This is a genomic window from Ruminococcus sp. FC2018 (assembly GCF_000621805.1).
GTDB lineage: Bacteria > Bacillota > Clostridia > Oscillospirales > Ruminococcaceae > Hominimerdicola.
In genome coordinates this window covers 71,122-84,883 of sequence record NZ_JHXH01000003.1, presented here as the reverse complement: position 1 = coordinate 84,883, position 13,762 = coordinate 71,122, and the positions used below count along the sequence as shown (strand labels likewise).

Here is a 13,762-nt window from a genome sequence, read left to right as displayed (position 1 = left end):
AAAAAACAGCAACGTCTTGACTTTTTTGTGACGAAGTGATATAATGTGTCCATGATAAATGCCATGACGAAGAGAAGTAGCATGAGATTTCGTTCAAAGTGAGTGCGGGACAGTGAAAACCGCATATCAGAGCTTGTGTGAATAACACTTCTGAGCAGCGACCTGAACCCGTTAGCAAGTAGGGAAGACGTTTACCGTGCGTTAAGCGGTGAGAGTGACCGCAGAAAATGCGGTAATTCAGGTGGTACCACGGGTTTTTGTATATTATCCCCGTCCTGTGTAAATGCAGGACGGTTTTTTTATTGCACAAAATTGGGTATCAGACGAAGAAAGGGAGTGTATTCAGTGCAGAAGAAAAGTTTTCTTACAAGGGTCGTTTACCGCTATACCCATATAAGTTTGATACTGCGCATATTTATCGGACTTGTGATAGGCGCATTGCTGGGCATTGCAGTGCCAAAGGCAACGGCGATAGGACTTTTCGGGACGCTGTTTGTAAGCGCGCTCAAAGCGATAGCACCGGTGCTGGTGTTTATCCTGGTCATTTCGTCGCTTGCAAACGGACAGTCAAAAATCGACAGGCGGTTCGGGTTTGTAATATTCGAGTACCTGTTTTCAACACTTATGGCAGCGCTTGTTGCTGTGGGATTCAGCTTTGCTTTTCCTATAACGCTCAAGCTGTCAGGCGAGGCTTTCAGCGCGGAATCGGTACCGTCAGACGTGGCGCAGGTGCTTGAAAATATATTGACTAATATGCTTACAAATCCTGTAACTGCTATATCTTCGGGCAACTACATATCCATACTTTTCTGGGCGGTCATCTTTGGCATACTGATGAAAAAGCTGGGCTCTGATCCGTCAAAAAGACTTTTCAGCGACCTGTCGGATATCCTTTCAACAACAGTCAAAGGAGTAATACATCTTGCTCCGTTTGGAATAATGGGACTGGTGTTCACAAGCGTTTCGGAAAACGGAGTTTCCATATTCTCCGATTACGGTATGCTGATACTGGTCCTTGTGGCATCAATGGCAACGGTAGCATTGATAGTAAACCCGCTGATCGTATTTGTCGCGCTGCGGAAAAACCCGTACCCGCTGGTTTTCAGATGTATCCGCGAAAGCGGTATTACGGCGTTTTTCACAAGGTCGTCTGCGGCGAATATCCCTGTGAATATGCGTTTGTGCGAAAGGCTTGGGCTTGACCCGGACATCTATTCGGTGTCCATACCCCTTGGCTCCACAATAAATATGGACGGCGCAGCGGTTGTGATAACGATAATGACGCTTGCAGCGGTGCACACACTGGGCATCTCGGTGAGCCTGCCGTCAGCGATCGTTCTTTCGGTGCTCAGCACGCTGGCAGCCTGCGGCGCATCGGGCGTTGCTGGAGGATCGCTGCTGCTGATACCAATGGCGTGCTCCCTTTTCGGGATACCGACCAATACTGCCATGCAAGTGGTGGGTATCGGATTTGCCATAAGCGTTATTCAGGATTCAATGGAAACTGCGCTTAACTCCTCGGGAGATGTGCTGTTTACCGCAGTGGCAGAGTATCGCAGCTGGCAAAAGCGAGGCAAAAGCCTGCCCACATTTCTGGGCGGAGAAACAAAGGTCGATATATGACCTGTTATAAACAAAATTTATAAACATAAAATAAACGGAGGTAAGGGCTTATGAAGCACATGGACATCAAGGAAGTATTTGCCCGCAAGGAGCTTGCAGGGGAAAAGGTCACGGTTTGCGGTTGGGTAAGGACTGCACGAAATTCAAAGAATGTAGCTTTTATCGAGCTTAACGACGGCACAAGTCTGAAGCATATACAGATAGTTGTGGATAAGGAATCGGGAATAGATTTTGAGGATGCTCTCAAGCTGGGCAGCTCTTTGAAGGTAGAGGGAACTGTGGTCGAGGGCAGAAACGGCGTGCCGGAGATAAATGCGCAAAGCATTACCGTAATAGGCACCTGCCCTGCGGAGTATCCTTTGCAGAAGAAAAGACATACCCTTGAGTTTTTAAGGACCATGCCTCACCTGCGTGGCAGAACAAACACATTCAATGCCGTTATGAGGGTGCGCTCGGTGCTGGCACAGGCTATACATAACTATTTCAAAGACAGAAACTTTGTATATGTGAACACCCCGCTTATCACAGGCAGCGACTGTGAGGGCGCAGGAGAGATGTTTCAGGTAACGACCATAGGCTACTCCACCGAGTATAAGAACGAGCAGGAGTACTATGAGAACGACTTTTTCGGCAAAAGAGCCGGTCTGAGCGTTTCCGGACAGCTGGAGGGCGAAATGGCTGCTATGGCAATGGGTAAGATCTATACCTTCGGACCAAGCTTCAGAGCTGAAAACAGCAACACTCCAAAGCATCTTGCGGAGTTCTGGCACGTTGAGCCTGAGATAGCCTTTGCAGAGCTTCCCGAGGTCATAGAAACAGCTGAGGATATGATAAAAACAGTTATAAGGACCCTGCTTGATACCTGCCCCAACGAGATGAAGTTCTTTGACGAGCATTTTGAAAAGGGACTTATCGACAGACTGGAGGAGCTTATCAGCCATGAGTTCGGCGTAGTTACCTACACCGAGGCTATAAAGCTGCTGAAGGAGTCGGGAGAGAATTTCGTTTACCCTGTTGAGTGGGGCTGCGACCTGCAAACAGAACACGAGAGATATATCTCCGAAAAGGTGTTCAAAAAAGCAGTGTTCGTAACCGACTATCCCAAGGAGATAAAGTCTTTCTATATGAAGCAGAATCCTGACGGAAAGACCGTTGCGGCAGTTGACCTGCTGGTTCCGGGTGTGGGCGAGATAATCGGCGGAAGCGAAAGAGAAGCTGATTATGACAAACTGGTGGCTACAATGAAGGAAAGGGGAATGAACCTGGACCTTTACACAGACTATCTTGAACTTCGCAAGTACGGAAGCGTACCCCACGGCGGTTTTGGTCTTGGCTTTGAAAGACTGATAATGTATGTAACAGGTATGCAGAATATAAGAGATGTTATCCTGTTCCCGAGGACTGTTGGAAGCATCAGATAAACCACAAAGGCTTGCTGACAGTTGAGGGAAACCCTTTTGAAAAAGGGTTGTCCCTCAAGCTCCCTTCCTAAAACTTTTAATGATTTTTCGCCATCGGGGTCAAGACCCCGATAACGAAAAATAACCAAGGGCTTCAAAAAGAGAATGAAGAAGAATCCTTTCTCATAAGGATAGCCTTAATTATCAACAAACCTTGGGGTTCATTTGATGTTCCAAGGTGCTTGAAAACAGATAACAAGGAGTGAGTATTATGTCAAAAGAATTATATATACCAAAGGGCTATAAGTCCAAGCTGACACTGAGGGAAACTCAGCACGCAATAAAATATATCAAGGACGTTTTTCAGCAGGCTCTGGCGTTTGCACTGACGCTGGACAGAGTTACTGCGCCGCTTATCGTGCGCAAGGGAAGCGGTATAAACGATGACCTTAACGGCGTTGAGCGCAAGGTGGAGTTCACTATCAAGGAGATAGATGACGGCGAGGCTGAAATAGTCCAGTCACTTGCAAAGTGGAAGAGAATGGCTCTTTACCGTTACGGCTACAAGGCAGGCGAGGGTATCTATACCGATATGAACGCCATTCGACGTGATGACGATACAGACAATACCCACTCTGTTTTTGTGGACCAGTGGGACTGGGAAAAGGTCATCACTCGTGAACAGAGAAACGAGCAGTTCCTTAAAGATGCTGTAAAGTCCATTGTAAAAGCAGTGGCTTACACCAAGCGCAAGGTTGGACTGCGCTACGGCGTGCTGGAGGGGAAGATATGCGAGGAGCCTTTCTTCATCACCACTCAGGAGCTTGAGGATATGTACCCCGATAAGACCCCAAAGGAGCGTGAAAGGCTTATCACCAAAGAGCACGGCACGGTGTTCCTTATGCAGATAGGCGGCGAGCTTAAAAGCGGGAACAAGCATGACGGCAGAGCTCCGGACTATGACGACTGGTCCCTCAACGGCGATATCCTTATCTGGGACCAGGTGCTTGACAACGCTCTGGAGATTTCCTCAATGGGCATAAGAGTTGACGAGAAGTCCCTTGAAAAGCAGCTGGAAATATGCGGTGCACAGGGCAGGATGAAATACGACTACCACAAGATGATAGCAGACGGCACACTGCCTCTGACGATAGGCGGCGGTATCGGTCAGTCAAGACTTTGTATGCTGCTGCTTGAAAAGGCGCATATCGGCGAGGTGCAGGCATCTATCTGGTCTGACGAGATGACTACAAAGTGCAAAGAAAACGGCATTATTCTGCTGTAAAACGGAGGATATGATGAAAGGCAGGCTTATTGTTATCGAGGGACTTGACGGCAGCGGAAAGGCTACCCAGGCAAAGCTTCTGGCAAAGACATTGCAGCAGCAGGGGGAAATGGTCAGGGAGATAACCTTTCCCGACTATGAAAGCGATTCCTCGGCGCTTGTAAAAATGTATCTCAAAGGCGAATTCGGAAGCCGTCCGGGGGACGTGAACGCCTATGCGGCTTCGGCATTTTATGCCGTTGACAGATACGCAAGCTACAAGAAAGACTGGGGTGAGCTTTACCACAGCGGTGCGACCATAATCGCCGACAGATATGCCACCTCAAACGGCATACACCAGTGTTCAAAGCTTGAACGTGAGCTGTGGGACGAGTATCTTGAGTGGCTTGATGATTTTGAGTATAAAAAGCTTGGTATCCCCGCACCTGACCTGGTGATATATCTCAAAGCGGACACCGACGTGAGCCAGAAGCTTATGACAGGCAGATATAAGGGCGACGAAAGCAAAAAGGATATCCATGAGGGCGATATCGAGTACCTGAAGCGCTCGCAGCAGGCTGCGGCATACTGTGCACAAAAGCTGGGCTGGAAAACGGTGGAGTGCGTCAAGGACGGACAGATGCGCAGCATAGAGGATATCCACGCAGAAATAATGACGCTTATATAACAGAAAAAACCACCTCAAACGAGGTGGTTTTTTGTTCATTGCGGTGTGTATTGTGTTCCGTTAAAGGTCACGGATACGACTTTATCGGCGGCAATATCTTTTTCAAAGTATATTGTTGCACTTGTTCCTTTGTTATTTGGGTTATCGATACTGCCTCCGAGCATACCGATATCAGTATCTGTCAGAGTAGTTCCGTCTGCATATTTTACGGTTATGTTTTTCACAGAGATCGTTGATCTGATATTATGTGCTGTCAAATGGAAATCGGAAAGGAAGAGGGTCTTGCCGTCTTTGGAACGCAAGGTTCTTTCTTTTTTGTTTTTGTTTATGGTTATTTCTATATGTCTTCCCTCTGCTGCCATCGCTGATTCCATACTTTCACTTGTGCCCTGTGCATCAGCACCGGTGATCGGGAGTCTGAACAAAGCGCTCACCGTGTCACCGTTTGCGACCTTATCGTTTTCATCATGACCGGCAAAGCCCACGTTTGCTATCAGCGTATTATCAGACACAATGTCAACGTTGCATCCTATCAATCTGTTCATCAATGCGTCGTTTGATGCCTGATAGCTAACACTAAGGTCTTTATTCATATATTTTTTAGCCTCGTCGTTCAAAGCAGTAAGCTTGACAGTTGCGATCATTCCGTGGTCAGATGCTTTTGTCTGGACAAGCTCTGTCTTGAACTTCTCATTTCCCTGCTTTGCAGGCTTGAACTCAATGCCATCATAGGTGATGCTTTCAATGTCTGCGGTGTTCAGCTTTACTCTGAAATAGCTCAGCGTATAACTCAGATAGTCTGAAGCTCCTGCGGCGTTGATGTTGTCACTATCGGTGAGTTCTTTGACCGTGCCGTCCTTGTATTTTATTGTATACAGATACCTTTTCTGAGAATCGTTAGGATTGTGTCCCGATGCAATATATTGATCGGTGAGCCAGATTTCTTCTCCCTTGTCGCTTGTGAAGCGCTGTTCACAGGGTGTGAGAGGAATGTTAAACGATACTTTTCTTCCCGGATCGTTTATCTCACCCTTTGGATCGGAGGGGAACCTTAAAAATATATCCACTCCAAGGTTGCTCTCAAATCCCGTGAATTTCTGCGGCACAAAGCTTACCTGCATGGTGCAGCTGTCGCCGCTTGCAACGGGAGTGGAAAAGGACATAGCTGCTATGCCTGTGCCAAAAAAGCTCTGATCCGATGAGAGCTGGTCGCCCTGCTCTTTGATAAGCGTCTTTCCCTTTTCGGTAAGTCCCGTAAGCTTCAATGTGGCGCACATACCGTGGGTGCCGCCGATAATATCGGTGACCTCTGTCCTGAAGTCACCCTGAGCTGAGGGAGTTATGCTGGCGGGCTGCTGAGCCGTTGTTACCTTCGGGGTAGCTGCGCCGGCAGAGGGCGAGCTTTGGGTGTCATCTGAACCGAAAGACGAAAAACCTATCCCTGCACATATTGCGATAGCAGCTGCGGCAGTGGTCACGGCAGCAACTTTACCTGTGGAGTGGTGCTTTATCCTTGCACCGGGGTTTACAGGGCTTCTTTCGCCGTTAAGCAAGCTTTCCAAAGCTGTGCTGTCGGCGTGGATGTCTGTGATATATTCTTTATACATCTGTTCTGCACTTGTTTGTTTGTTCATCATAATTCCTCCTTTTCATAGGCTTTCTGAAGCAGCTTTTTTCCCCTTCTTATAAGGGACGCAGTGGTGTTCATGCCTTTGCCGATGATTTTTGCGGTGTCTGCGATAGTTCGTCCTTCACCAAGGTGCAGCATAAGGGGTATGCGGTACTTTTCCGGCAGACAAAGCATCGCTCTTGCGGCTGCACGGCGTGCAAGCACAAGCCCGTCGGTCTGCCCGTCCACAGCCTGCTCGTCAAAGGGATCGGTGCATTTTCTGTGAGATGATTTCAAAAGGTTTTTGGCTATGTTCACCGTGACACGTATAAGCCAGGGAAGTATCCGCTCATCAGGCATATCCTCCTGAGAAAGCAGCCGCAAAAAAGCTTCTTCGGCACAGTCCTGTGCGCTGTGCATATCGCCTGTGTAATGCCATGCGGCACGCACTGCGGTATCGGAGTAACGTTCATACGCCTGTGCTACACGCTGTTTATCCATTGTGCTTTCTCCTTCCTTGAACCCGGTTCACTATATATACAACTCACAGGGCAGAATTTGTGCATAATAAAATTAAAAAATTCAAAAAGACCGAAAGTTGAAAGATGCCGGGCATCCCTTTTCGGTCTTTTTATCCCTTTCGGTACTTGTAATATTCGTTCACAAGGCTGCGCAGCCCCAGGGCTTTCAGGTGCCCGTAGCTTATCCTGTAGTTGCCTTTGTAATGCCGCCCGGTGTAAATATAACGGATATATTCCACAAGATACCTGTCTATCTCCTCAAGCCCCTTGTGTGTGGTGAGCACAGGGAAGAACCAGCGGCTCCAGGTAAAATCTTTTTCGTCCGCAGGGGCAAAGAACTTGCGGTCAAATATCTTTATCATGTTTTTTGCCGCCTTGTCATCCGCTGTGCCACGCCGGCATTTGCGGCGGTATACGGCGGCAGCCTTGCGCTTTATCTTGGCTTTCATTTTGTCCACTGATGCCTGCGAAAGGTCTATCTCACCATTGTGATATTTAAAGCCGAGAAATTCCCACGGTTCCCCGGGAGGGGTGAGGGAGAACTTCTTGCTGTTAAGGGTCAGTCCCTTGCTTTCAACGTGCTGCTTTATCGTCCGGTAGTATTGCATGGCAAGGCTGCGGCTTTGGGCAAAGACAAGAATATCATCGGAATATCTGAAATATGGCACGCCCATACTTTCAAAAAGCCTGTCCAGGTCGGTGAGATAAAGATTGGCGCAAAATGCCGACACAGGCACGCCTGCCATCGCTCCTCGGTCCTCGGTGATGACCTGTCCGCCGCACATGGATATATCTGCGGTGAAAAGATCCGTGAGGAAGCTCAAAAGCTGCGGGTCGTCGGTTATGACCCTCTCAAACTCCTTTACCAGCCTTTTTGACGGCATGGAGTTAAAGTAGTTGTGGATATCCAGCTTCAGCACCCACAGACTGTCTTTGTTTTTCAGCCCCATAACGTCTTCCATTGCCATCCGGGCGGTGATGCCCTTGCGGAAGGAATAGCAGCTTTTACAAAATGCCCCGTCATATTTATACAAAAGGTGAGTGAGCAGCTTGAGCACCTGGGTCTGCTGGGGCGGGAACATATATATCACACGCTTTTTCTGTGTGCCGCTTTTGTTTATGGTCTTTTTTTCAGGCGGTGAAAAGCAAAGGTCCTTTGCGGTGGGAAGATAGAGCCTTCGGCTGATAAACTCCTCCAGCTCCTGCTGTCTGCGGGGAGAGATATGCCCGTGGGAAAGCTTGTACTGTTTGTATTCCTCCCATGTCTGCGGGTCGTAAAGACTGTCGAGCAAGGACACGCTGCCACCTCCTTAAAAAATAAAAAGAAGAAGAGAATATGCTTTCAATTAAGCATCGCTTAATGTACCGGGCTGAACGTGCAACGGCTGTCTGCAAAGCCTTTTTAAACGAAACACGCTTCACCTTTCGCAGACGCAGCAAACGCTGCTTTCTCTTCTTCTTATTTACCGCTTTATTGTAGCACACAAAAAGTACGCTGTCAATAGCATTTTGCGTATTAACCGCTGATCCATGCACCCCGAGCCAAAGAAAATGAGGAGTATGTGCCGTACCTATTGGCGAGGGAATTGCGTTCCGCCGCAGCGGTGCTTGACTATGGCGGTAAAAAGGTGTATAATACAAAGAGTGTTCTGCAAGCTTGTTTGCAGAAAAACAAAAAAACAGGAGGAATAGAAAATGTCCAAGAAACCCTATTATATCACCACGGCTATTGCCTACACCTCAAAAAAGCCCCATATAGGCAACACATATGAGGTAGTGTTCACCGATGCGATAGCGAGGTTCAAGCGAATGCTCGGGTATGATGTTTTCTTCCTTACCGGTACCGACGAGCACGGTCAGAAGATCGAAGAGCTTGCCCAGCAGGAGGGCATAACCCCCAAGGAGCACGTTGATAAGGTAGCTGGAGAGATCAGAGAGATCTGCGACCTTATGAATACATCATACGACAAGTTTATAAGGACCACCGACGAATATCACGAGAAGGCTGTACAGAAGATATTTAAAAAGCTGTACGACCAGGGAGATATCTATAAGTCCGAGTATGAGGGTATGTACTGTACCCCGTGCGAGAGCTTCTGGACACAGAGCCAGCTGGTGGACGGGAAGTGCCCCGACTGCGGTCGTGAGGTAAAGCCGGCAAAGGAGGAAGCATATTTCCTGAAGCTTTCCAAGTACCAGAAACAGCTTGAAAAATATGTCCTTGAAGACAACCCGGAGTTCATATATCCCGAGTCCAGAAAAAAAGAAATGTACAACAACTTCATCAAGCCGGGTATCCAGGATCTTTGCGTTTCAAGGACAACTGTAAAGTGGGGAATACCCGTAACCTTTGACGATAAGCACGTTATCTATATCTGGATAGATGCCCTGTCAAACTATATCACCGCACTTGGCTATGACCCCGACGGCTCGGGAGAGCTTTATAAAAAATACTGGCCTGCGGACTGCCACGTTATCGGCAAGGACATAATGAGGTTCCATACCATTTACTGGCCAATAATCCTTATGGCACTGGGCGAGCCTCTGCCTAAAAAGGTGTTCGGACACCAGTGGATGCTTTTCGGCACAGAAAAGATGTCCAAGTCAAGGGGCAACGTTATCTATGCCGAGGACGTTGTAAAGGAGTTCGGCGTTGACGGCGCAAGGTACTATCTGCTTTCGGAGATGCCTTACAGCTCGGACGGCTCGGTGACATATGAATCTCTTATCGAAAGATACAATACCGACCTTGCCAACACCCTGGGCAACCTGGTGAACAGAACTGTGGCAATGCAGAAAAAATACTTCGGCGGTAAAATAATGCCTCCGTGTGCAAAGCAGCCGCTTGACGACGAGGTCATCAGTAAGTGTGAGCAGACACCTAAAAAAGTGGAGCAGCTCCTTGAGCAGTACAGAATGGCTGAGACCATGGACACAATTATGTCGCTTGCCAAAAGAGCAAATAAGTATATCGACGAAACAGAGCCATGGGTGCTGGGCAAAGACGAGGCGCAGAAAGACCGCCTTGCAACGGTGCTTTATGTGCTGCTTGAAACAATAAGATATCTGGGCGTGCTGTTAAAGCCCTTCCTCCCGGAGACCAGCGAAAAAATAATGCAGCAGATAAACTGCGATATCGACACATGGGAGAGCCTTGAAAGCTTCGGAAGATTACAGGTGGGCGTAACGGTAAACGACCCTGTTCCGCTGTTTGCAAGAATAGACGGAGAAAAGCTCCTTGAGGAGATAAACAAGAGGATCCAGGAGGCTAAGAAGGCAGCCGGAGAGACAGATGAGCCGCAGGCGGAGGTGCTGCCCCAGCTTGACCAGATCACCATAGACGATTTTGCAAAGGTGGATCTTAGGGTCGCTCTTGTAAAGAGTGCCGAAAAGGTCAAGAAAGCAAAGAAACTGCTTTGCCTGCAGCTGGACGACGGAATGGGCGGAAGACAGGTAGTTTCAGGCATCGCCAACTGGTATGCTCCCGAGGATCTGGTGGGCAAAAAGGTTATTATTGTTGCCAATCTCAAACCTGTGACCCTGTGCGGCGTTGAGTCCCAGGGCATGATCTGCGCAGCAGATGCACCTGACGGTTCGGCAAAGGTGATCTTCCCCGACCAGTCACTGCCCTGCGGTTCAAAGATAAGGTAATATGTTTTATTCGGAGTACAGCTTCGGCTGTGCTCCGTGATATGTGCCTGTAGCTCAGCTGGATAGAGCGTCAGACTCCGACTCTGAAGGTCGTGCGTTCGAATCGCATCAGGCATATCAAGCCCCGCAGCATTAGCTGTGGGGTATTATTGAATATACATCTGTGGAGGATGGATAACTGTGTATTTAAGAAAGAAGCTTATAACCGCACTGCGGATAAAAAACGTGCTGCTTATACTCTTCAGCGCTTTTGAGTTTGTTCTCAGCACCACATATATAATCTCTGAGTTTTCTACATACAGCGATAAACCCGAGTATGCCTGGGGTGCAGTGTCAATGAAAAGCGCAATAGTAATGACCTGTGTGGCTGTGGTGCTGCTGATAGCTGCGCTTTTGTCTATTAAGCACGTCGGCAATGCCGTGTTCTATTCGAGCTTTTTAGAGGGTGACCTTGACGGCTTTACGACCTATGCGGACTTGTCGCAGGTAATGGGCAAAAGCCGGGCTGCTGTGCGCAGACAGATGCATATCTACCGTGTGCTGTATATGAAAAACTTTAGCTTTGTCCAAAGCAGCGGCGAAGAAATAATTGAGCTGTACAGCAAAAAATGCTTGTGCGAGTGCCGCAGCTGCGGTGCCCACATAGAGAAAAGAGTTTTCTTTACAGGCACCTGTCCTTATTGCCACAGCAGTGACCTGCACGCAAAGGTGCTTTCCGATGACCATTTTTACAGCGTTTCAAACCGGCTTGGCTCGGGAAACGGCAGACCTGATTTCTATAAATCCCCGACAACAGGTCTGAGAAAAGGTCTGTACTTTGTTCTTTCGATAATAGGGCTCTCGCTCGGCGTCATCTTTCTGATATACACACTCAGTCAGGTCAGCAACTATTTTGATGAGGAGTATCAGAAAAAGATGCTGCTGGACCCATCGAACCACCTGTTTTCATACAAGCTGATCAAAGATCATATCCGTGACGGCATCATCTACGGAGGAGCATTTGCACTTGTACTTTTACCGCTGGGTCTGCTGCGCTTCAGAAAGACGATGGCACTGTTTTCCGCTGCGGATTGGGCAAATTATTTCTCACGTTCGACCAAGCCGTTCGTCAACGCAAATACTCTGCCTGATCTGGGCTTTGCATCAAGCGGAAAAAGTAAGCTCAAGCGCATAAGATATGCCATAAAAAACGGATATCTCAAAAACTGCACTCTTGAGGTGCATGATGGGCAGCTTGTTGTAGCACTTGCAAAAATGGTCGTGAAGGACAGATGTCTGTCCTGCGGCGCACCGCTTACAGGTGTTACGGACGAAAACAGCAGGTGCAGCTATTGCGGAAATCTCATCATGGGCGTGCTTGAAAAACGTTAGTGATAAGCCTCGGAAACGTGTTTTCGGGGCTTTTTAATGAGGATAAGATTTTTCATAAAAAAGGCTTGACAAACATAAAGAGAAGTGATATAATAATTAAGCTGACTACATCAGCGGAATATATGCGGCAGTGCTGGAACTGGCAGACAGGCACGTTTGAGGGGCGTGTGTTTAACGACGTACGGGTTCAAGTCCCGTTTGCCGCATAAATGAAAAGCTCGCAAACACGGCGTTTGCGAGCTTTATTTTTGTCCAAAACTGCCCTGTGGACCTTATGATGGACCTTATTGATAAAAGTCAAACGACGGGAGACTACGCATCTGCGCAGTTTCCCGTCTTTGTTTTGGGTGCTGTCTGGGTGTTATTTGTATTTTACCCTGCCGTTTTACCCTCAATAATGTCCGCTATGACGTTGCTTGCCCTGCGTTTGCTATCGGCAAAGAAGTGGCTGTAAGTGGTCAGCGTGGTCTGTGGGGTGCTGTGACCTACCATAGCTGCTATGGTGGTCGGGTCAATGCCTGCCTCGATCTCAAGCGATACGAACAGATGCCTGAATGTATGCACTCCGTAGAACGGAAATCCTCTGCGTTCACATTCCCGCATCAGCCATGAGTACGGAGTGTTTGGATGCATCGGCTCGCCGTCCCATTTGGTGAACAGCCTGTCGTGCTCGTGCCACTTGCTGCCCAGCTCTGCCTTGTAGTAGTCCTGATCGTGCTTGTATGCTTTGAGCAGCTCGACCACTGTCGGCGGCAGGTCTACAAGCCTTGTGCTTTTATCCGTCTTGGTGATATCTGTGTAAATTCCCTTGCCTGCTGTGTAGTTTGATGTGTGGTCTATCATCAGCGTTGCTTTTTCAAGATCTATGTTCTTCCACTCAACACCGAGCAGTTCACCTCTGCGGCAGCCTGTGTAGATAGCGAGCGTGAAGAACACCTTGTATTTCATCGGAGCTTCAGCGAGGATCTGCATGAACTCCCTCGTTTCCTCTTTGGTGTAGATGTGTTTCTCGGGCTTTTTGTAGACATTACCGTTGGCATCTATCTTTGGTATTGTGACTCGTGAACAAGGATTTGTTGTCACCATATCGAGTCGTATCGCATACTCGAATATTGAAGATATGAACGACAGGTGGTGCCGCATTGTCTTTTGAGACAGTGGCTGACCTGTCCTTTTGTTTGCACCCGGTTGTGCAAGTGAGTTTATGAATTTCTGAATGTCACGAGCTGATATTTTGTCGATACGAAGATGACCGAGTGCAGGATAGACCCTTGATGCTATGAGGTGTTCTCTCTGCAATGTCGTGCTGCGGTGGTTAAGTTCAGCGTACTCACTGAACCATTGCTCACAAAGTTTTTGTAGCTTTACCGCCGCCGTGACCTGTCCGTGTGAACATTCCTCATCGAACAGAACTGCAAGCCGTTGCACTTCTTTCTCTGCCTGACGAGGAGACATATCCTTTGGCGGCGTCCAGCTTTTGTACTGCACCATCTGCTTGCCATTGACATCGTATCCGCTGTACGCACGAATTCGGTATCCAGCGAACTCACCCTTGCGATTTTTTCTCTTTTCAATATACGCCATATATTTCACCTTTCCTTTCTGTATACTACCTGACAGCTTACCACATACTTA

Annotated in this window: 10 protein-coding genes, 2 tRNA genes and 1 other annotated feature; of the genes, 8 read left to right on the top strand and 4 right to left on the bottom strand. The window is 48.1% G+C overall.

Annotation, left to right across the window (positions count from 1 at the left end; all coding sequences use genetic code 11):
* Positions 1-54: 54 nt before the first annotated feature.
* Positions 55-281: a binding site (T-box leader), on the top strand.
* A gap of 64 nt (positions 282-345) precedes the next feature.
* The 4 genes from sstT to T494_RS0102800 all read left to right on the top strand — a co-directional run bounded on the left by sstT (position 346) and on the right by T494_RS0102800 (position 4,975).
* Entirely contained in the window at positions 346-1,623 is a 1,278-nt protein-coding gene (gene sstT / locus T494_RS0102815) for a serine/threonine transporter SstT (RefSeq protein ID WP_028504977.1), read from the top strand.
* 50 nt (positions 1,624-1,673) lie between these two features.
* Positions 1,674-3,044, top strand: coding sequence for an asparagine--tRNA ligase (gene asnS, locus T494_RS0102810; protein WP_028504976.1), 1,371 nt, complete (start codon positions 1,674-1,676; stop codon positions 3,042-3,044).
* A 250-nt stretch (positions 3,045-3,294) separates the two neighbouring features.
* Complete coding sequence (gene asnA / locus T494_RS0102805; RefSeq protein WP_028504975.1) at positions 3,295-4,308, top strand: aspartate--ammonia ligase; 1,014 nt, start codon at positions 3,295-3,297, stop codon at positions 4,306-4,308.
* A gap of 10 nt (positions 4,309-4,318) precedes the next feature.
* Positions 4,319-4,975, top strand: a complete 657-nt coding sequence (locus T494_RS0102800; RefSeq protein ID WP_028504974.1) for a deoxynucleoside kinase — start codon at positions 4,319-4,321, stop codon at positions 4,973-4,975.
* Between the two features lie 35 nt (positions 4,976-5,010).
* Here the strand turns inward: T494_RS0102800 and T494_RS0102795 are convergent, their stop codons facing one another.
* The 3 genes from T494_RS0102795 to T494_RS0102785 form a co-directional block, all read right to left on the bottom strand.
* On the bottom strand, positions 5,011-6,612 hold the full coding sequence (locus T494_RS0102795; RefSeq protein WP_155984020.1) for a hypothetical protein: 1,602 nt from the start codon (positions 6,610-6,612) through the stop codon (positions 5,011-5,013).
* Entirely contained in the window at positions 6,609-7,085 is a 477-nt protein-coding gene (locus tag T494_RS0102790; RefSeq protein ID WP_028504972.1) for an RNA polymerase sigma factor, read from the bottom strand. Before T494_RS0102790 ends, T494_RS0102795 begins: the two co-directional genes overlap by 4 nt.
* Positions 7,086-7,215: 130 nt before the next feature.
* Positions 7,216-8,403: a reverse transcriptase domain-containing protein gene (locus tag T494_RS0102785; protein ID WP_028504971.1), complete on the bottom strand. Its 1,188-nt coding sequence runs from the start codon at positions 8,401-8,403 to the stop codon at positions 7,216-7,218.
* Between the two features lie 397 nt (positions 8,404-8,800).
* Between T494_RS0102785 and metG the strand changes: the two genes are divergently transcribed.
* From metG to T494_RS0102765, 4 genes are all read left to right on the top strand, one after another.
* Positions 8,801-10,756: a methionine--tRNA ligase gene (metG, locus tag T494_RS0102780; RefSeq protein WP_028504970.1), complete on the top strand. Its 1,956-nt coding sequence runs from the start codon at positions 8,801-8,803 to the stop codon at positions 10,754-10,756.
* Between the two features lie 43 nt (positions 10,757-10,799).
* Positions 10,800-10,873 (top strand) — tRNA-Arg (locus tag T494_RS0102775).
* A 63-nt stretch (positions 10,874-10,936) separates the two neighbouring features.
* A complete protein-coding gene (locus tag T494_RS0102770; RefSeq protein ID WP_028504969.1) occupies positions 10,937-12,127 on the top strand; it encodes a hypothetical protein in 1,191 nt (396 codons plus the stop codon).
* A 124-nt stretch (positions 12,128-12,251) separates the two neighbouring features.
* A tRNA-Leu gene (locus T494_RS0102765) sits at positions 12,252-12,333 on the top strand.
* A gap of 166 nt (positions 12,334-12,499) precedes the next feature.
* Here the strand turns inward: T494_RS0102765 and T494_RS0102760 are convergent.
* Positions 12,500-13,711, bottom strand: a complete 1,212-nt coding sequence (locus tag T494_RS0102760; protein ID WP_028504968.1) for a site-specific integrase — start codon at positions 13,709-13,711, stop codon at positions 12,500-12,502.
* Positions 13,712-13,762 lie beyond the last annotated feature (51 nt).